General features: G+C 42.4%; 20 protein-coding genes. 2 read left to right on the forward strand and 18 right to left on the reverse strand.

What is annotated here, in order from left to right; translation table 11 throughout:
- Nucleotides 1-26: 26 nt before the first annotated feature.
- The 5 genes from DP120_RS18635 to msrA all read right to left on the reverse strand — a co-directional run bounded on the left by DP120_RS18635 (nucleotide 27) and on the right by msrA (nucleotide 2,727).
- Nucleotides 27-314 (reverse strand): hypothetical protein, encoded by a 288-nt coding sequence (locus tag DP120_RS18635; RefSeq protein WP_240611934.1) that lies wholly within the window; start codon nucleotides 312-314, stop codon nucleotides 27-29.
- Nucleotides 315-323: 9 nt separating this feature from the next.
- A complete protein-coding gene (locus tag DP120_RS18640) occupies nucleotides 324-812 on the reverse strand; it encodes an ABC transporter permease (protein WP_240611935.1) in 489 nt (162 codons plus the stop codon).
- Nucleotides 809-1,690, reverse strand: a complete 882-nt coding sequence (locus tag DP120_RS01390) for an ABC transporter ATP-binding protein (RefSeq protein ID WP_112221397.1) — start codon at nucleotides 1,688-1,690, stop codon at nucleotides 809-811. The genes DP120_RS18640 and DP120_RS01390 overlap by 4 nt, the downstream gene beginning before the upstream one ends.
- Nucleotides 1,687-1,881 (reverse strand): PLDc N-terminal domain-containing protein, encoded by a 195-nt coding sequence (locus tag DP120_RS01395; RefSeq protein ID WP_112222267.1) that lies wholly within the window; start codon nucleotides 1,879-1,881, stop codon nucleotides 1,687-1,689. Before DP120_RS01395 ends, DP120_RS01390 begins: the two co-directional genes overlap by 4 nt.
- Before the next feature lie 165 nt (nucleotides 1,882-2,046).
- Nucleotides 2,047-2,727 carry a peptide-methionine (S)-S-oxide reductase MsrA gene (gene msrA, locus DP120_RS01400; protein ID WP_112221398.1) on the reverse strand — a complete coding sequence of 227 codons (681 nt, stop codon included), beginning with the start codon at nucleotides 2,725-2,727 and terminating at the stop codon, nucleotides 2,047-2,049.
- A 554-nt stretch (nucleotides 2,728-3,281) separates the two neighbouring features.
- Here msrA and DP120_RS01405 point away from each other — a divergent pair.
- A complete protein-coding gene (locus DP120_RS01405; protein ID WP_112221399.1) occupies nucleotides 3,282-3,863 on the forward strand; it encodes a protein-L-isoaspartate(D-aspartate) O-methyltransferase in 582 nt (193 codons plus the stop codon).
- 276 nt (nucleotides 3,864-4,139) lie between these two features.
- Here DP120_RS01405 and DP120_RS01410 read toward each other — a convergent pair whose 3' ends face one another.
- The 5 genes from DP120_RS01410 to DP120_RS01430 form a co-directional block, all read right to left on the reverse strand.
- A complete protein-coding gene (locus tag DP120_RS01410; protein WP_112221400.1) occupies nucleotides 4,140-4,634 on the reverse strand; it encodes a DUF2243 domain-containing protein in 495 nt (164 codons plus the stop codon).
- Nucleotides 4,635-4,865: 231 nt separating this feature from the next.
- Nucleotides 4,866-5,156, reverse strand: coding sequence for a hypothetical protein (locus DP120_RS01415; protein WP_240611936.1), 291 nt, complete (start codon nucleotides 5,154-5,156; stop codon nucleotides 4,866-4,868).
- A 148-nt stretch (nucleotides 5,157-5,304) separates the two neighbouring features.
- Nucleotides 5,305-5,511 carry a heavy-metal-associated domain-containing protein gene (locus DP120_RS01420; RefSeq protein WP_112221401.1) on the reverse strand — a complete coding sequence of 69 codons (207 nt, stop codon included), beginning with the start codon at nucleotides 5,509-5,511 and terminating at the stop codon, nucleotides 5,305-5,307.
- Between the two features lie 26 nt (nucleotides 5,512-5,537).
- Nucleotides 5,538-6,197 carry a potassium channel family protein gene (locus DP120_RS01425; protein ID WP_112221402.1) on the reverse strand — a complete coding sequence of 220 codons (660 nt, stop codon included), beginning with the start codon at nucleotides 6,195-6,197 and terminating at the stop codon, nucleotides 5,538-5,540.
- 24 nt (nucleotides 6,198-6,221) lie between these two features.
- Nucleotides 6,222-8,330, reverse strand: a complete 2,109-nt coding sequence (locus DP120_RS01430; RefSeq protein WP_112221403.1) for a type IA DNA topoisomerase — start codon at nucleotides 8,328-8,330, stop codon at nucleotides 6,222-6,224.
- Between the two features lie 136 nt (nucleotides 8,331-8,466).
- On the opposite strand from DP120_RS01430, the gene DP120_RS01435 reads away from it, so the two are divergent.
- Nucleotides 8,467-9,132, forward strand: a complete 666-nt coding sequence (locus DP120_RS01435; protein WP_112221404.1) for an oxidoreductase — start codon at nucleotides 8,467-8,469, stop codon at nucleotides 9,130-9,132.
- A 190-nt stretch (nucleotides 9,133-9,322) separates the two neighbouring features.
- On the opposite strand, the gene DP120_RS01440 is transcribed toward DP120_RS01435, so the two are convergent.
- From DP120_RS01440 to DP120_RS01475, 8 genes are all read right to left on the reverse strand, one after another.
- Nucleotides 9,323-10,675, reverse strand: a complete 1,353-nt coding sequence (locus tag DP120_RS01440) for an SLC13 family permease (protein WP_240611937.1) — start codon at nucleotides 10,673-10,675, stop codon at nucleotides 9,323-9,325.
- Nucleotides 10,676-10,713: 38 nt separating this feature from the next.
- A complete protein-coding gene (locus tag DP120_RS01445; RefSeq protein WP_112221406.1) occupies nucleotides 10,714-12,213 on the reverse strand; it encodes a tripartite tricarboxylate transporter permease in 1,500 nt (499 codons plus the stop codon).
- Between the two features lie 15 nt (nucleotides 12,214-12,228).
- Nucleotides 12,229-12,687: a tripartite tricarboxylate transporter TctB family protein gene (locus tag DP120_RS01450; protein ID WP_112221407.1), complete on the reverse strand. Its 459-nt coding sequence runs from the start codon at nucleotides 12,685-12,687 to the stop codon at nucleotides 12,229-12,231.
- Between the two features lie 64 nt (nucleotides 12,688-12,751).
- Nucleotides 12,752-13,765 carry a Bug family tripartite tricarboxylate transporter substrate binding protein gene (locus tag DP120_RS01455; RefSeq protein WP_112221408.1) on the reverse strand — a complete coding sequence of 338 codons (1,014 nt, stop codon included), beginning with the start codon at nucleotides 13,763-13,765 and terminating at the stop codon, nucleotides 12,752-12,754.
- 152 nt (nucleotides 13,766-13,917) lie between these two features.
- Nucleotides 13,918-14,586 carry a response regulator gene (locus DP120_RS01460; RefSeq protein WP_112221409.1) on the reverse strand — a complete coding sequence of 223 codons (669 nt, stop codon included), beginning with the start codon at nucleotides 14,584-14,586 and terminating at the stop codon, nucleotides 13,918-13,920.
- Nucleotides 14,586-16,175 (reverse strand): ATP-binding protein, encoded by a 1,590-nt coding sequence (locus DP120_RS01465; protein WP_112221410.1) that lies wholly within the window; start codon nucleotides 16,173-16,175, stop codon nucleotides 14,586-14,588. Before DP120_RS01465 ends, DP120_RS01460 begins: the two co-directional genes overlap by 1 nt.
- A gap of 186 nt (nucleotides 16,176-16,361) precedes the next feature.
- Nucleotides 16,362-17,369, reverse strand: a complete 1,008-nt coding sequence (locus DP120_RS01470) for a M14 family zinc carboxypeptidase (RefSeq protein ID WP_112222271.1) — start codon at nucleotides 17,367-17,369, stop codon at nucleotides 16,362-16,364.
- A 337-nt stretch (nucleotides 17,370-17,706) separates the two neighbouring features.
- A complete protein-coding gene (locus tag DP120_RS01475; RefSeq protein ID WP_112221411.1) occupies nucleotides 17,707-18,156 on the reverse strand; it encodes an OsmC family protein in 450 nt (149 codons plus the stop codon).
- Nucleotides 18,157-18,222 lie beyond the last annotated feature (66 nt).

Raw genomic sequence — 18,222 nt, forward strand, 5'->3', positions numbered from 1 at the left:
TGAATCCAAAGCCGCGGCATCGTACGTTACACTTTTGTTGATGCAGCTTTTTTGGCGGAAATAAAAATCCCTATAACGAGCAGCAGCATAATCAATATGAAAGTCAGGCTCACTGACCACCAGAAATCGCTCATATCCGGCCCATTTTCAAACCAGGCTGCAGCATAGACAGGAAGTTTCAACGGAGAAATTGGCCAATAAGTGCCAAGCAGGCCATCCACCAGCTGGCTGATGAAAATAATCGCAAGTGACACCGCGGCAGCAAGTCCCGCATTCGGCATTAATGCACTGGCAACAAGTACGATTGAAATCACAAGCAGAATTCAAAGGCTATAAGTGAGGCCAAATCGCATAAGATTCATAAAGTCTATACTGCCGAACAGGAGGTATGTATAATAATAGCCTGCCAAAAATCCAAGCCATACACTCAGCAGGGCAATTACCTGGGCCATCACCCATTTACTCATAAAATATGCTCGAAAGGACAATGGACGGGCATACAGTAACGTCGCAGTTCCGCTTTTCCGCTCTCCTGCAATGGTCCCCATATAAGCCAGTGTAAAAATCAGGAGGCCAAGGAGCTGATACTGCCCCATTATAGCAGCCATCACCAGCTCAGGTTCCGGAACCGGAAATTCCAAAACGGTGCCTTCCGGCAAATTCCCTACTGAATCCAGGATTTGGGGCAAAAAATAATTGCTGACAGGCTCCATAATCCCTAAAAGTATGAACACTGCCGGAATCCAGAATAATTTATAATTCCTGAGGTTTTCACGCCATTCTTTTTTCAGCATTACACCAAATTGATTCATTTTTTACCCGCCACCTTCAGGAATATTTCTTCCAGCGAAGCACTCTGTTTATCGATTCCGGCAATTCCGCTTTCTTCTTTTGCCAAAACTGCCATTACCTGCTGCATCGAAGGGCCCTCATAAGATATGGGGAGGGCAATGACATTCCTGTCCCTTTGCATCGGCCAGAGCTTGCGGCTTTCGAACAGCACCGCTGCCTGTTCCGTTTCAAAAAGCAAGCGGATCTGAGGTTCCGCATAACGGCTCTTCACCTCTGAAAGCGAACCTTGCTCAACAAGTTTACCTTCTTTCAGGAATAGCAATTGATCTGTCATTTCTTCCGCATCATTCAAAATATGCGTCGAGTAAAGAATGGTCGCATCCTGCTGCAGCGATTTCAACAGGTCCATTATTTCACGGCGCCCGGTTGGATCCAGTGCAGAGACCGGTTCATCCAGCAGTAATAATTTGGGCTGATGTACAATGGCCTGCGCCAATCCAAGTCTCTGCCTCATTCCGCCTGAAAAAGTTCCCGTCTTTTTATTGACCGCCGAACCAAGCCCTACGAATTCCAGAGTCCTTATCGATTGCTGCCGAACCTTTTTTCCATCCACCCCGCTGATTTGCGCTGCCATTTCCGTGAATTCCAAGGCACTCAGCCATGGAAAAAATTGTGGATACTGCGGCAAAAAACCGATGCCCGATTTGAAATCCCTGTGAATCGAACCTTCTGATTCCTTCAATAGTCCTGCAATCATCGACAATGTCGTCGTTTTTCCGGAACCATTCGGTCCGATCAAGGCAGTAGCCGTCCTTTCTTCCAACGTAAAGGAAACATGGTCTACTGCCAATGTGCCATTATAGGATTTTGTCAGCTCTTTCACTTCCAGCAAGCTCAATAGTTCCGCCTCCCAATGACAAAGTATAAAATTGGACCGATGATGTTCACTACGACAATGATTACTCCCCACATCCATTTCGGGCCATTTGTAACTGGAATCTTTATCAAATCGATTAATGCAAAAATCATTAACCCCAATTGGATGATGAGCACTGGCAGCAACAGTAATAATAGCTTCGACTCTTCCATTTTAGTATCCCCTTTTGCTGTGTTTTCAAATTGCTTCTTAGTACTAATATAGAACAACGTACTCCTTATAGCTATATCATCCAAATTAATCGCTCACATTCCAATACTTGCTGGATAACGATAAAAACAGTCCACACTTGTAATCTGCGGACTGTTTTAAGGAGATCACCATTTAATTGTCTCGAGTTTATTGAGCAGGACTTCTTTATCCTCTTCTTCAATATCCCATGATGCAATTTCGCTTTTCAATAAATGTAATTTCCCGTACCCTTTGACAAACCCGTTCAATCTCGCTGCAAAGGTCGAGTCGATAAGCAGTTCAGGTTTTGGAAAGAGTTCCTGCAATTGCTCCAGCGTATTAGGATACCGCTTCAAATAGTATTTCTGATGCCGTTCATCCGCCAGCGTAAAATTTTCATATCCAGCAACTTCAGTTTCAATCGCTTCTCCCAGGTTTTTTTCCATATCCTTCCGAACTTTCTTAATTGCTTCCTTTTGCTGTTCCCCGTGATAACGGAGCATCGATATATACTGGCGTCCTTTATAATTTCCGCGGTTCGGATAATGATTCTGCCAAAACTTCCTGAGGATATCTTCGTAGCTGATAATGGCTGGGTCAAAATCAATCTCGACTGTTTCAGTGTGGTCTCCCATATGCCGGTAAGTCGGTTTCGGAGATGTGCCTCCCGCAAAGCCTACCCTTGTTCTTAAAACGCCGGCCATACTTCCGAACATTGCTTCCGGCCCCCAGAAACAACCCATGCCGAAAGTAGCAGTTTCTACTACAGAAGCTTGAGGATTAAACTTTTTGATCATGTCTTCAACAGTCTGATAACCTTGGAACATATTCACCACTCCTTGTATATTTTATTCCCCAAATATAATGACTTAAGCGGCCGAATTTAAGAAAAGGCACATACAATCAATGAAAAGAGACATTACAGGACAAGACCCAAGGCTTTTTATAAAATGGACATATATAAGTTGAATGAATGTGTTGTAATAATCGATATTCCGCAAAACAGCTGCGAAGACTTGAACGAAGCTTGCCAGGTCAAGTCTTTGCGACGAAGCAGCGAAGCGATGCAGGAGCACAATGTTTTTACCGGGGGCTCCCCAAGGCGTCTTCGCTGTTTTGCTCCATATCTCTAGAGATTTCTCTAGCGCCGGCGCGGCTCAGGACTGGGCGGAGCAATAAGACGAGTGGTCTTCTCGGCTTATTGTGGGAGGCAAGGAGCGCTTTAGCGCCTCCTTTGCGACGAGCTGTGCGCAGGAGCATAATCTTTGCACTGTCCAAAGCGCCGAAGCGTTATATAAAAGGTAATTCTTTTGTTCAACTTATATAATAAATATTTTTTCATAACAGACTGCTACTTCTAAAAAGAAAGCGGGTGTTGAACATGAAAAATAAAGAACAGGAAATCAGAACATATTTCCACAAGCTGGACAGAAGTTTTTTCATGGACAGCTTCAAGGAAATGGCTTCCTTCGATGAAGCAGTCCCGATTGGACACGAACAAACTATATCTCAGCCTTCACTGGTTCTCGAAATGACTTTGGCCCTTGACCTTGAAACCGATTCAAAAGTATTGGAAATAGGTACAGGATCCGGATTCCAAACCGCTTTATTGGCTGAGTTCGCTGCACAGGTCTATACCGTCGAACGCATCGAAGAACTGCATCACCGTGCAAAAGACCGCCTTGGTGAATTGGGCTTCGGCAATATTTCCTTTAAGCTCGATGACGGCAGTATGGGGTGGGAAGAAAACGCGCCTTACAACCGGATCATGGTGACCGCTGCGGCTTCAGTAATTCCAAACGAATTGCTGGACCAATTGGCTGCCGGCGGGAAAATGATCATCCCGGTCGGTTCTTCCTTCAGCCAGGAACTTCGGCTGGTAGAAAAAGATGAGAACGGCAAAATCCATTCCACTTTGCTGAACCACGTCCGCTTTGTGCCTTTAAAGGGGAAGTATGAGTAGAAACGAAAAGCGACAGTGAAGAGATGACCCAAATTCCATTTGGGGCATTTCTTTGCGACGAAGCAGCGAAGCGATGCAGGAGCACGGTAGTTGGCTTATGACCCGAAGATCTGGGCCACTGGAGTCTGAACACCAAGAAAAGCGGAAACGCCCGTTAATCCCCGACAAACGTAAAACATCGAAAAAAATTAAAAAGCTGCGCTCCCCCCTTCTTTCACAGGAACTGGAGCGCAGCTTTTAAGTATCTTCAGCTATCGACTGTATTGCACAAAACGGTTATTTTCGGTGATTTTCTTTTTTAGTCTGAAGTACCATCAACAAGCCCGTCAGCAGAAAAAGTCCTCCACTAACATACCAGGCAATATCGTATGGCAGAATATCCATATCGTACCTAATTTGATGGAATCCAAATACTTTATGGACAATAAATCCGTCAAAAAGCAAGTATATGCCTGAACCCATTAAAGCGGATCCTACCCATCTTTTCGGCCATAAAGCTTTTCGTCTGCGGAGCCCGGAGAGAAGAAACAATCCGGCAACAGTGACAATCCAGGAAAATAAGTTCTGCAAACCATCTGAAAAAATTCCGGTTTCTTTATTGGAAAGATCGTAAAAATGATTCCATTGGAGTATTTGATGAAAAACAGTCCCTGTCCCGAATGCCATAATCCCAATTCCAAAAAGAAGGCCTGACCAAAAATTGCGGGCAGCAAAGACTGCCCGATTTCTTATATTCCCATAAGCAGTCGTCTTATCCGAATTGGTTACCATCCCATCCTCCTCCGAAAACTATCACTTTTACTTAGAAAATAAATTTGTTTTGCTGTTATTGGAGCAATGTGAAAAACTCACTATTTATGGACTAATGAATAATTTCCCATCAGAATGCCATATAAAATTTCAAATTCAAATGGCTTATATTTTTTGGAACCTATTAGGATAAAATACCCTTATTCCACACAGTTAAACAAGAAAATACCAATAATCAATATTTGTTATCATTCACATGATCAACTGAGGAGTTTGACAGTGTGAGCATATAGCAAAGCCCTCTTTCAATTCCAGCTCTTTTATATATTCTTCAACTGCTGTAAACTCACGCTCTTCTACTGGAGTATCCAAAAAGCCGCATTTATCTCCGGCAAACCGTTGATCATGTATTTTTTTATTTTTATGGTCTATAAAGTATGTAATATGTAGGACTCCCTTCTTTTCCTGAAATAGAAAAAGCCGAAAAGAACCCGATTTACGGGCTCTTTTCGGCTCTGTTTTCAGCACTGTTGTCTGAAACATTTGACCAAATATAAATTGTCTTTTACGTTAAATCAGGACTTGGTCCCCTGTTAATGTTCATACTCAATCATATAATGGAAATACTATTTGTTTTCCAGGTACATTCATCTTACTAAATTTACATACACCCGTAAAGAAAGACGGATTTTTACCCAATGTGAAATCCTTCAAGTTGTATCCGTTTGATGATTTGCTCTTCTGAAATTTGGTTCTCATCAAAGCTGATTTTCACTTCTCCATCTTCCACATCCACCAAAGCTCTTTCAATTTCTGGGACATCGGCTAAAATATCCTCCAATGATTGAATCGGCTTTTCCGCAGTTGCCTCTTTTATATGGATTGTCATCGTTTCCATCAAATCATCCTTTCGTTATGGATTTTTTACAATCTTTTATCTTCTAGTTTCTTCAAGTCATTACGATGGCCCATGACTACAAGTATATCCCCCATAGCAATTACATCATCAGGATGTGGGGCGATGTTTACATCCTGGCCTCTTTTAATTGCCAGTGTAATACAATTGAATTTTGTCCGGATATCCAGTTGGAGCAGAGATTTGCCTGCGATTTTCTTTGATGCTGCCATCTCGACGATACTATAATCATCTGATAAATCGATATAATCGACTATTTTTTCAGAATCTACATGATGGGCAACGCGGACGCCCATTTCGAATTCGGGCTGGATTACACGGTCAGCCCCGACCTTTTCAAGGATTTTCTTGTGCTGAAGATCCCGTGCTTTAACCCATACTTTTTCCAGTCCGATTTCCTTCAGCATAAGCGTACACAACACACTGGCCTGCAAATCATCACCAATAGCAACAATGGCCTGATCGAAATTTCTGACTCCCAATGCCTTGAGCTGGGACTTATCCGTTGCATCCGCGACAGATGCCTGGGAAGCATATTCAGCAATGCTTTCCACTTTATCCGGATCCATATCCAAAGCCATCACTTCATGGCCGAGTTTATATAATTCCCTGCACACACTGCTGCCAAACCTCCCTAATCCGACAACTACTATTTGTTTCTTTTTCATGCTATCTCCTCATTTCCAATAAAACTAAAACTCCATTTTCAGCTTGCCGTCTTCAAGAATAAGCTTGGCACTGAATTTTTTACCATTTTTCGATACAAACCCTTTTATCACTGGCGTTTTGCCTTTCGTGCATAAATACTCGATCGTTTTCGCGGTAAGCCTTTTTTTCAGGAAAGTCCCTGGGAATGATTGCTTGCAGCCATTGGCATATTCAGTGCAACTGAAGGATCCCCTGCTGGAGACGATGCTCCCTTTTTTGCAGCGCGGACAAAGGGCAATAGCATTTTTACTGTTATCCATTTCCAACCGTTCCGGCAAACCATTCGACTGAAGCTGGGCCGGAACATCTGCCAGGAGTTTCTCAATGAATTTTCCGATTGTCGTCAAAAACACTTCCGGCGATCCTTCACCGCGCCCAATCTTTTTCAGGTAACTTTCCCATTTCGCCGTCATGGATGGACTGGACAATAAATTTCCTTCGATTGCCTGGCACAGGATCCGTCCTTTTTCTGTGATAGAAACGATATTTTTACTTATCTGGATATACTCATGCCTTTTAATGGTTTCAATGATACCACTCCGTGTTGCTTCCGTGCCAAGGCCTTCCACTTCTTTCAGGATTTCGATGTCTTCGGCTTCTTCTGCAAATTTGCCGCAGGTTTTCATCATCGCAATCAATTGCCCCTCAGTGTAAGGTTTCGGCGGTGTCGTCATGCCTTCTTTTACAGCTACTTTAGCTGCCACGGCCTCCTGTTCCTGAAGCTCAGGCAACGCCGGTTCGGATTTACTTTCTTTTGCAACCGGAAATAACTCCTTCCAGCCTTTATCAATTTCCGTTTTTCCTGTAGTGAAAAAATGCAGGCCTTTTACGTCGGTCGTCACCTTCGTCTCCGCATAGCGGTAATCCCTATGGAACATTGCAAGTGTTGTCCGCATCACTTCTTCATATAAATTCCGTTCATCCCGGGCAAGCCCTTCCAGCTTTCTCGCAGTCGGTATACTTTTCGTTGGGATAATGGCATAATGCTCCTGCACTTTTGCATTATCCACAAAACGTTTTTTTGGTGCCCTGGATGCAATCGGAAATTCTGCACCGATCAATTTCTGGTAGGCTTCCACTTGCTTCGCCAAATAACTGAATTCCGCGTTCGTAATATGCTGCGCATCTGTCCGCGGATAACTTACAAGTTTTTTTTCGTACAGCTTCTGCATCACTGACAGCACTTTCGCCGGACTGTATTTCCACTTCCTGTTTGCAGCAGCCTGAAGGCTCGACAATGAATGGAGCTGTGGAGCCGGCTGGCGTTTTTCAGCCGTCTTGACCTGCAGTACTGTACCTTCTTCTTTTGGATTAATGGCATGTTTTGCAAGCAGGTCCTCCGCTTCTTTCCGTACTTTTGCCTTGATTTTCGCTTTGCCTTTATATTTTCCTTTTTCAGCCTGGAATTCGCCTTCCACTTCATAAAAAGGTTCCGGTACGAAAGCTTCGATTTCTTTTTCGCGCTGATATATCAAATAAACCGTCGGCGTCTGCACCCTCCCGATAGCGAATACTTCCCGTATCCCTTTTTCCTGAAGCAGCAGTGAATATAAACGTGAGCCATTCATGCCGACCAGCCAGTCGCTGATTTGCCTTGCCCTGGCTTCCTGGTAAAGCAGCAAATCATGTTTATTATCGCGGAGCTCCTGAAATCCTTTTCTCACTTCGTCCGCTTCGAGTGAATTGATCCAGAGGCGTTTAATGATTTTTCCTTTTGCACCTGTATGATAATAAATACTGTAAAAAATATTTGAACCTTCTCTGTCCACGTCACATGCATTAATGACTGTATCTGTCTGTTGGATCAACTTCTTGATGATATTGAACTGCTGGTATTTTCCTCGCGCTATCTGGAATTGATAATTCACCGGCAGGATTGGCAATGCCGCAAGCGACCATTTCCCCCATTTCGGATCATAAGCTTTCGGTTCCTTCAACTCGACCAGATGACCGATTCCCCACGTGATATAAGCACCATCCGGAAATATAGCATCGGGCATGATTTCCAAAAACCCTTCTCTTTTAGCAGTCTTGAAAGCTTCTGCATAAGCTTTTGCCTGGCTTGGCTTTTCAGCCACTATCACTGGTTTCATCTATTTCTTCCTTTCACAAGCTTTCTTTACCTTTATTGTACCCCGCCGGTCAATATTTCATAACAAATAGACATCGGTAGAAAGTTTATATTCTGACTGGAAACGGTATAATAACTAAAAAAGAGGAGGCATCGCCATGTCTGGAAAATCCGCATTGATTGCAGGCGCAACAGGCCTGACCGGCAGCAAACTGGTGGAGGTCCTGCTGGATCGTCCTGAATATGATAAAATAACCGTTTTCGTCCGCCGTCCATTGACGCTGGAGCATCCGAAACTGGAACAAATTCACGTCGATTATTACAGACTCGATGACTATAAAAAACATTTCCAGGTGGATGATGTGTTTTGCTGTCTGGGTACCACTATTAAAAAGGCGGGTTCACAAAAAGCTTTCAGAAGAGTGGATTACGATTATCCTGTCGCTTTGGCACAGTTGGCGAAATCAGCAGGCGCAAAAAATTTCCTCGTCGTCTCTGCAATGGGCGCCGACTCCCGCTCCAATATTTTCTATAACCGGGTCAAAGGCCAAATGGAGGACAGCCTCAAAAAAATGGAGCTTCCCGCATTACATATTTTCCGTCCATCTCTGCTGCTCGGCGACCGCAAGGAATTCCGGCTCGGCGAAAAAGTCGCCAGCCTGATCTCCCCTGTTTTCAGTCCGCTTCTGCGAGGCGGCATGAAAAAATACAAGCCGATACAGGCGGAGCAAGTTGCTAAGGCTATGTGTACTGCAGCACAAACTGAAAGTGGCGGTATACAGGTCTATCCTTCTGACAGAATTGCTGAAATGGGCTCATTATGAAATTTGTTTGTCAAATCTGCATAAAAAAAAGCGAAGCCACTCAGGCTTCGCTTTTTTAATCCGCTTTTTCAGTTTGAGAACTGCTTTGTTCTGTAAATTGCCAATTGTTTTGCCGGCGCAGCCACAAAGAGACTTATCATTGCGCCGGTTTATGCTTTAATTAAGAAAATCTGCCTAAAAAAAGAATTGCTCACCAGATGAAAAGCGCCCAAATTATTGCTACAGTGCTTATGATGAAGCTCGAATAACCTCCGATGGCATATTGCTCTTTCTTAGAAAAAGCTCCTTTTTGAAAAGCAAGAAACGTTGTCGGGGAATGTATCGGCATTATTGTCACTCCACCAATAATCATGATAACCAGAAAAGCGAGGGTAATAACTGATAAACCCAGTATTTCCGCATAGCTCATTATTATAGGAAATATAACAATCATCGAAGTAGAAGGAACTACGAAAAGAAACCGCAAAATGAAGATAAAAATAGCTACAAATAAAATATTCCCAAAATCTCCTATACCATCTGGAAGCAATTCCAGCATTTGTCCTGCCAGGATAAGTGCAGTTCCGGTTTCTTCAATTACATAACCGAGCGAAAAAGAAGCGCCCAACAGTAAAAAATTTTCCCAGTCATAGCTTCTTACCAAGCTGTCGGTAACCAGATTATTTATGGGCAATGCATAATAGGATGCCAGAATTATGGGTGCAATAATTAAAGGAACAGTTTCCTGATCCAGTACCACCCAGCTAAGAATCATCAATCCAAAAGGAAGGACAACCCACCAAAAACGCTTTGGCAGTTGGGTATCCTCATCTAATTGCTGAAGCGCTTCCATACTTACTTCTTCTGTGGTGTGTTGAAAATACTTAAAAACTCCGAAACTGACAAGAAACATTGAAAGCCATAATGGCGGCGCAATAAGAATGAACCAGCCAATCCATGAAATTTGAACTCCTCCAAAGTCCTTGAGGAGCTGTGCCGCTAATACTGGGAATCCCCCGCCTGTAAATACGATCATTGTTGAATTCTGATTCATCATTCCAATTACGTACATACTGTATTTTCTAAACATGCTATCTTGCTCCATATTAAATGTTACGTTTAACTGTTCAATGATAGGTTCTAAAATTCGAAATCTTGCTACCGCTGAAGGAAGCAAAATCGGCATTAAAGCAATAAGAAGAGGCAAGCCGAACAATATAGTCCGAATCCCGCCTCTGCTTAATTTCAGAAGTATAGTAACAAATACACGGTCTGCTCCTGCAGCCACCAAAGCTTTTGAAATCAAGGAAAGCACTAATATAAAATACAAAGCATTCGTTAAGAAACCAGTAAAGGCTTCTTCCGGTCTATCCACTAATCCAAAGATTATAATCAGCCCCACTACCAGCAAACTCGATGCAGCAAAAGGCATTTTACTGATTGTCCAAAAGTAGATGGCAATGACCAGAAGAAGCAAGGTCAACTTTTGTTTTGTTGAGTAGATATCCAACAGCCCGGCATACCAGCCGACAAAAACCAGCAATATCAATATGGTCGTAAACAATACAGATCGTACTTTTGGATGCCTCAATTCATCACTCCTTACTGCTTAAGCAACAAGCGTCGGCTTCTCCATTTTATAAGTGCCGGTATTGTCAGAGACAATAATGAAACTATAATCAAAGCCAGTGGAAGCGGACTGTTGACAAATATGCTTAAACTGCCGTTCGAGATAGTCATAGACTGTCTGAAAGCCTGCTCCATCATGCCACCAAGGATGAATGCCAAGATAAACGGTGGAGCTGGAAATGAGAAGACCCGCATAGCAAAACCAAGAGCTCCGAATAGCAATAACATATACAAATCAAAAGTATTGAAACTGATTGAGTAGACTCCGATTAAGCTGAACATGATAACCAAAGAGATCAGCAATGGTCGTGGAATGCTTAAAATTTTCGCTAAATAAGGGATAAGTGGTAAGTTCAGAACTAACAGGAAAATATTCCCTAAATACATACTGGCGATTATTCCCCAAAATATTTCTGGACGATCCGACATTAATAGCGGTCCTGGCTGGACACCGAGGACAAGGAAAGCTCCAAGCATAACAGCAGTTGTACCAGAACCTGGAATACCAAGACTCAGTAATGGAACAAATGCACCGCTTGTCGCCGCATTGTTTGAACTTTCTGGGGCTGCAAGACCTTTAATGGAACCTTTCCCGAACTCTTCCGGGTTTTTAGAGATTTTCTTCTCGAAAATATAGCTGATAAAAGAAGCAATTGTAGCACCAGCTCCCGGCAAGACGCCGAGCATGAAACCAACAAAAGATTGCCGTGTCATCGGCCCGCTCATTTCCTTCAAGTCTGCTCGTGTTACCTTTAAACTGCCAAGCTTCTGATCATCGCTCAAATTACGATTTTTACGGTTCATGATCAGCATGCAGACCTCAGCAATAGCAAACAGACCCAAAGCGATAACGAGGAAATCAAATCCGTCAAGCAAGTTCACATTGCCAAATGTAAAACGCTGTGTTCCGGTTTGCGGATCGATTCCGATGGTGACCACCATGATTCCTGCAACAGCAGAAATCATCGCTTTAATTGTTGATCCTTCAGACAAACTGGAAATCGCTGTTAACCCCATTAACATGAGCGCGAAATATGCCGGCGGTCCAAATGAAATGGCCACACTCGCCAATGCCGGTGCAAGGAGCATCAGCATAATAACTGAAACGGTTCCGCCAAAGAAAGAAGCGATGGCCGCAATTGCTAACGCTTTCCCTGCTTTTCCTTGCTGCGCCATCGGATAACCGTCAAAAGACGTAGCCACCGTCCCCGAAATACCTGGAGCATTCAGAAGAATGGAAGAAGTAGACCCTCCAAAAACTGCTCCGTAGTATACACCCGCCATCATAACAAGTGCAGGTGCAGGATCCATACCATATGTAATTGGAATCATAATAGCGATTGCACTGATAGGTCCGAGTCCTGGCATCATACCGATTAAAGTACCTACTACAACACCAATTAAAACAAATAAAATTCCTTCCCAGCTTAAAGCGACTTGAAAGCCGGCCAAAAGACCTTGAAAAGCATCCATATTATTCCAGCCTCCTTATATTGGTAAAATGCCGCTAGGCAAGGCAATGCCCAGTGCAAATACAAAAATGACATACATTCCTAACGGGAAAAGAATTGAAACAATAATTCCTGTTTTCCAATTACGATACCCCAAAAACCACGAGCAGAAAAAGATGAATAGAGCGGTCATAAGGATAAATCCAATCGTTTCAAATAAAAGAATATAGACAAAAATCATGGCAAAGACTGCCAGCAAGACCAGCAATTCTTTTTTAGGAATAGCTCTCTTGGCTTTCTCCGCCTCTGTTTCAATTGCTCGCGAGAAAAAAAGAGCAATCGATAGAATGAGCATCAGAATCCCCAAACCTTTTGGTATAACATCTGCATCAACAGGCGCGTATGGATAATTAGGCAACTGGAAACTTAAATATAAATACACCGATGCAATGATGAAAAGCAGCAGACCGATTCTCCGGTTCATTGTTGATAACATTAAAGACACCTCTTTCAAAATGAAAAGAGGGAAACCGAATATTCGGTTCCCAATTTCCCTATAATTAATTACCTAATCCGATTTCCTCAAGCAATGTTTGGATTTCCTGTTTTTCAGTATCCAAAAACTCTTTGTATTCTTCTCCGCTCATGTACATTTCGCTCCAGCCATATTTCTTCCGTACTTCAGCAAATTCTTCAGACTCACTCAGCTCTTTGAATTTCTCTTCGTAGTAATCAATTGCTGCCTGGTCCATGTTTGGCGGACCAAAGAAACCGCGCCAGTTAATGAAACTTTCGTCAATTCCCTGTTCAATGGCAGTTGGGAATTCTGAAAGCACTTCCCCTTCCATACGTTCCTCCGCTGTGATTCCAAGGACTTTAATATTTCCTGCACGAACTTGCTCAACAGTTTCACCTACGCCTGTAGAAAATACATCAACTGATCCGTTTAACACAGATGTCAACGCTCCACCGTCTTGTGCTGAAACGTATTTAATCTTTGTCGGATCTACGCCAGCTGCTTTTGCAATACGGACAAATTGCATATGGTCCATGCTTCCTGGAGAAGACGTTCCTACAACTGTGACACTTTCCGGATCTTCTTTCATTTGGTCGAACAAATCATTCAGATCATCCCATTCGCTGTCTGCACTTACTGCAAAGGCACCGTAATCAGCAATCACGTTGGCTAAAGGCGTAAAATCTTCATGCCCATGCTCCGACTGCCCATTCAATGGAACAAACATAAGAGGTGGAGAAGCAACGAACATATTATGGGCACTTCCATCTTGGCCATGTATATAAGCCCAACCGATAGCACCGCCGCCGCCTTCTTTATTTATCACAGTCAGATTTTCTTCGATGATTCCTGTCTCCCCGAAAATCCTTGCCACTTCACGGGCTGTTGTATCCCAGCCGCCACCTGCACCTGCTGGAGCAACTACTTCAATTGTTTTTGAAGGTTCGAATGAACCCCCTTCACCGCTCGATGCTCCTTCAGTTGAATTGTCAGAGTTACATCCTGCCAGTGTTAAAGCGCCAGCCGCTAGTATTGCAGTTAACCATGTCTTCTTCATAATTTCTCCCCCTTATAGCTGTTTTGTTATTAAACGAAGTATAACTTGGAATTTTCAGAATGTAACCGTTTTCAAAATAAGGTTTATAATGGTTTTAAAAATCATTTTGTTCATAAAGTTCACACAAAAAAGCTGATCAGATTGATCAGCTTTCATTTCAAATAATAATTCCTCTCAGGTCTGCCAACAATTCCGTATACAAGTTCTGCATAACACTCATCAATGGAAACCAGGTATTCTAAGTACCTGCGGGCAGTCGTCCTTGAAGCTCCCATCTTTTCCCCTGTTTTTTCTGCGGTTATTCCAGTTTTGTTCTGCTTTAAGATACTAATGACTTTTTCCAAAGTCAAAGGGTCTATTCCCTTTACGGCAGTAGTAGATTCCTCTGCAATTTTTACGCCGAAAAGATCGTCCAAGAAACTCTGTTCCACCTTGTCTTTTCTTTCCAAACTAATTTTGTCATCAATATACTTCTGAATGGTAAAAATGAAACGCTCAAGGCTGGCAGGCTTTATAATAATACCTTTTACCCCTTTTCTGATAGCTGTTTCAATATATTCTTTTTCATTGGCAGCAGAAACCAGGATAACATCAGTGGGGTTATTTATTTCCCTAATTTCTTCTATTAAATCGATGCCTAAACCATCTGGCATATAGTTATCGAGTATGATTAAATCCGGCTTGTATTTCTTCACCGCTGCCAAGGTTTCCTTACAATTTGAAGTTTTCCCGACAAGTTTAGTGCCTCTGACTTTTTTTAAAAATTGTTCGTGAATATTGGCGACTCTAAAATCGTCTTCAGCTATCAATACACTCAGCATTATGCCACCTCCCCAGGTTGTTTTGGGATATACACTGTAAAAACTGTTCCTGATTCTACGTTTGAATGGACTTCTATAGTACCTTTTAATTCTTCAATCGCCTGCTTGACAATAACAAGTCCGTAACCTCGGTCTGTACGTCCTTTTGTTGAAAAACCGACTTCAAAGATGCGTTGGATATCTTCCTCTGCAATTCCATCTCCACTGTCTTCAACTTCAATAATAACGTCGTTCCCCAAATCTGTTATAAAGAAAGACACTTCTTTAACAGATTTTTTTACCACTTCTTCTATTGCATTATCGATTAGATTCCCGACAATATGAATCACTTTTGTGATATCTATATGTTCTGGCAAAGATCGTAAGGAACTGTTTTCATCAATGCTCAATTTCACTTTCTGTTCGGATGCTTTTCCCATCTTCCCTAAAAGAATTGCTTGAACTTTTGTGTCTTCTATAAGGTTTAGCATTTGTTTTGAATGATTCTCCTGGTAATCTGTTTCAGATTGTATCAATTCGGTCGCTTCCCTGATTTGGTTTAATTGAAGCAATCCTGAAATTGCGTATAACTTATTCATATATTCATGGGTCTGGGCACGCAGTCCTTCTGAATATTGCTGGATTTCAGATAACGTTTTCAACATTGACTGAACCTCTGTCTTATCACGAAAAGTGGCTACAGCTCCTACCACTTCACCATTATCAATGATTTGCGTGCGGTTAAAAATCAGAACTTTATCTTTGATCAATATTTCCTCATTCTTAACAGAATATCCGTTTCTTAAAACTTCTTTCATTTTGAAATTTGGCATTACATCTTCTATATATGCATTCAGCGCTGATTCACCTATTCCCATTAAATTCTGCGCTGATTGGTTAATAGCAGTTATTCTTCCTTGATTGTCGATGGCTATCACTCCTTCTAAAATAGAAGAGAGTAATGCTTCACGGTCTCTGTATAAGGTCGCAATTTCACGCGGTTCCAGTCCCATTGTTTCCTTCCTGATGTTTTTTGCCAACAGAATACTGCCAAAAATACCGAATGCTAAAACAACCAAGGTATAGCGCAACACTTCAAAAACATTACCGAAGATAATATCATTGATATCCTCTATCAGATATCCCACTGATACAAGTCCTATAATCTTTCCATCTCCTGTATAGATCGGGGCTTTTCCCCTTAGACTGGGACCAAGAGATCCAGTAGCTTCTGAGATGTAGTATTTCCCATCAGTCAAAGCACGGGTATTATCTCCGCCCACCATCATTCCGCCAATTTTTTGGGGATTTGGATGCGAATACCGTATGCTGTTCCTGTCTCCTACTACTATGAATTCCGCCCCTACTTGTTTACGCAAGTATTCTGCAAATGGCTGAATAACCCCTTGTGGGTCTCCCATCTCCAGTGCTCTCACTATACTGGGTGTAACCGAAACGGCAATTGCCGTCTCTAATGCCCTTTTTCCAACAGCCTCTTTTGTATCCTTAACTTCTTCATAACTGAGGATAGCAACGAATATAGCGGTAATTAATAATATAAGAGAAGTGCTTAAAATTATAATTTTAGTTTCCAATGAAAAATTTCTCATCTTGTTGTCTCCCAGTAAAATTCAGATGTTTGTAGTCTACCACAATTGAACAGCTAGAAAATCTTATGTTTTTCTATACATAACAATGCAAAAAACTGCTGTCCCTATAACTCAAAGGACAGCAGTTTTATAAATTCAACTATTTACCTGAATACCAAGTTAATTTTATTCTGTACGGCGTGTAGTTTAAGTCGCCAGCGTATCCCAGAAGGAAATATCGGCGTTTTCGATGGAACCGTCAGAAATTGCACGGACTGCCGCATCAAGCGTCGTGATTGTTTGCTTGATCAAATAGCCATTGCTCTTTTGGCCGAGGACATACGGCTCATATTCATGGTCGGACATTCCGCGCATTTCAAATAACAGGGTGGAAATGCCGTACTCAACTGCAATACCGTTTCGGCTGATTGTTTCCGCGTTGCCTCCATTGTATTTTCCTAGATGGCCCCATCCTGTTGAATCCACTGCATCAAAAACGACTGCTCCAAGCTGTTTGGATTTTAACAGCACATCTTCATCGACGTTCGGGGTAGTCGGATACAGGATCGATCCGGAAACCAATTCGCCATCGCGTTCACTTTGAGTGCCTTGGTGATGCAAATCGATCATATAGTCGATGTCATACTTCTGCATAACGTTATAGTGAAGCGCCTGAGTTTCCGGCTGGATTTTATTGACGTGGTCGCGGTTCAAATCCACTTCATTTGCGTTATAACGGGTTAGGTTACGATCGCCTTTTGCCACATAATCTTCAAGTGAGAAATTCACATCTCCCATTGCCCCGTCTGCGTTCAGCATCGGCACAATCAGGACGTTGACTCCATCCGTTACACCTTTCATCTTGCCGGATCCCATGTGTTTAATGAATTCCAGGGCGCCTTCTGTTGTCAATTGCTCATTGCCGTGCTGCTGCGTGAGAAACAGAATCGTCGGATTATCAGGATTCGTCATATATTTAACTAGATAGAGATCGCGGCCTTTCACACTTTGGCCAATGATTTCCAATTCCATATTTGCCTGCTTTGCATCTTGCTTTTTAAGGTAATCTGCCATTTCATCATAGGTGGTCAAAATCGAAGTGTTGATTGTTTCGTTGCCGCCGTATCCCGGTCCTTCACCTACTGCAAGTGCTGTCGGCAAAGCCAGTGGCGATGCGCTGAAAACCAAAGCGCCTGCAACAGAAAGACTTAACATGCTTTTCTTTAATCCCATCTTCTTCATAAAATGATCGGCTCCTTTTGTGTTTGATATTATCCAAATTCCAAGCAACATGTTCCCCTTCTTTACTGGAGCTTCCTCCTTTCTCCCTTAAGCGTTTCGGTACTCTAAATAGATTCATTAAGTCTTTTGGGAATTCCTTTTTAATTTTTAAAAAGAGGTAAATCGTTCCACAATGAAATATATTTTCATGCTTATGTACCTATTCGCTCTTAATCCTTTTTTCATTTATGCAGAAACAACTCTATGAAAAATGAGTGATTTCCGAAATAAAATAAGCCACCAGCTCTTGTTCACTAATGGCTTACAATCCCTATTTAGCTTTGGAAATATCCGCTTCCAATTCGACTTCCACATTGCCTTTGATAGCGCGTGTGATCATGCAGGAGCTTTCCGCTTTCTCGGCAAGCTTCCCAGCCATCGAGAAATCTTTTTCAGAAGCATCCTTTTTCAGAACCAGCTTTGGCCGGTGAATAATTTTTTTATAGGTGATAATCCCATTTGTGACATCCACAAGCCCTTCTGATTCCATCGTCAGTGATTCTTTTTCGATTTTGCTGCGCTCGAGCATAGCAGCAAGCGTGATGATATAGCAGGTAGCTGCTGCACCGAGCAACATTTCATCCGGATTTGTCCCGATCCCCGGACCGTCCATTTCAGGCGGAATCGATATTTCCGTCTTCAAGTTGCCGGTTTCAATCGTTCCTACATCATTGCGCAGACCCGGCCAATCCGCTTTTAAATGAAAACTGTGCAATGCCATATTCTCTCTCCTTTTCAGCTTTACTACAATAAAAAATTTTCACTCTCAACACTCAGTTTGGCACAA

The organism is Planococcus halotolerans (genome assembly GCF_003289955.1).
Classification (GTDB): domain Bacteria; phylum Bacillota; class Bacilli; order Bacillales_A; family Planococcaceae; genus Planococcus; species Planococcus halotolerans.

Coding starts and splice junctions, on each gene's coding strand:
- DP120_RS18640 (WP_240611935.1), bottom strand. CDS start 812: ATGAATCAATTTGGTGTAATGCTGAAAAAAGAATGGCGTGAAAACCTC.
- DP120_RS01395 (WP_112222267.1), bottom strand. CDS start 1,881: ATGGAAGAGTCGAAGCTATTATTACTGTTGCTGCCAGTGCTCATCATC.
- msrA (WP_112221398.1), bottom strand. CDS start 2,727: ATGTTCCAAGGTTATCAGACTGTTGAAGACATGATCAAAAAGTTTAAT.
- DP120_RS01405 (WP_112221399.1), top strand. CDS start 3,282: ATGAAAAATAAAGAACAGGAAATCAGAACATATTTCCACAAGCTGGAC.
- DP120_RS01410 (WP_112221400.1), bottom strand. CDS start 4,634: ATGGTAACCAATTCGGATAAGACGACTGCTTATGGGAATATAAGAAAT.
- DP120_RS01415 (WP_240611936.1), bottom strand. CDS start 5,156: ATGTTTCAGACAACAGTGCTGAAAACAGAGCCGAAAAGAGCCCGTAAA.
- DP120_RS01420 (WP_112221401.1), bottom strand. CDS start 5,511: ATGGAAACGATGACAATCCATATAAAAGAGGCAACTGCGGAAAAGCCG.
- DP120_RS01425 (WP_112221402.1), bottom strand. CDS start 6,197: ATGAAAAAGAAACAAATAGTAGTTGTCGGATTAGGGAGGTTTGGCAGC.
- DP120_RS01430 (WP_112221403.1), bottom strand. CDS start 8,330: ATGAAACCAGTGATAGTGGCTGAAAAGCCAAGCCAGGCAAAAGCTTAT.
- DP120_RS01435 (WP_112221404.1), top strand. CDS start 8,467: ATGTCTGGAAAATCCGCATTGATTGCAGGCGCAACAGGCCTGACCGGC.
- DP120_RS01445 (WP_112221406.1), bottom strand. CDS start 12,213: ATGGATGCTTTTCAAGGTCTTTTGGCCGGCTTTCAAGTCGCTTTAAGC.
- DP120_RS01450 (WP_112221407.1), bottom strand. CDS start 12,687: ATGTTATCAACAATGAACCGGAGAATCGGTCTGCTGCTTTTCATCATT.
- DP120_RS01455 (WP_112221408.1), bottom strand. CDS start 13,765: ATGAAGAAGACATGGTTAACTGCAATACTAGCGGCTGGCGCTTTAACA.
- DP120_RS01460 (WP_112221409.1), bottom strand. CDS start 14,586: ATGCTGAGTGTATTGATAGCTGAAGACGATTTTAGAGTCGCCAATATT.
- DP120_RS01465 (WP_112221410.1), bottom strand. CDS start 16,175: ATGAGAAATTTTTCATTGGAAACTAAAATTATAATTTTAAGCACTTCT.
- DP120_RS01470 (WP_112222271.1), bottom strand. CDS start 17,369: ATGTTAAGTCTTTCTGTTGCAGGCGCTTTGGTTTTCAGCGCATCGCCA.
- DP120_RS01475 (WP_112221411.1), bottom strand. CDS start 18,156: ATGGCATTGCACAGTTTTCATTTAAAAGCGGATTGGCCGGGTCTGCGC.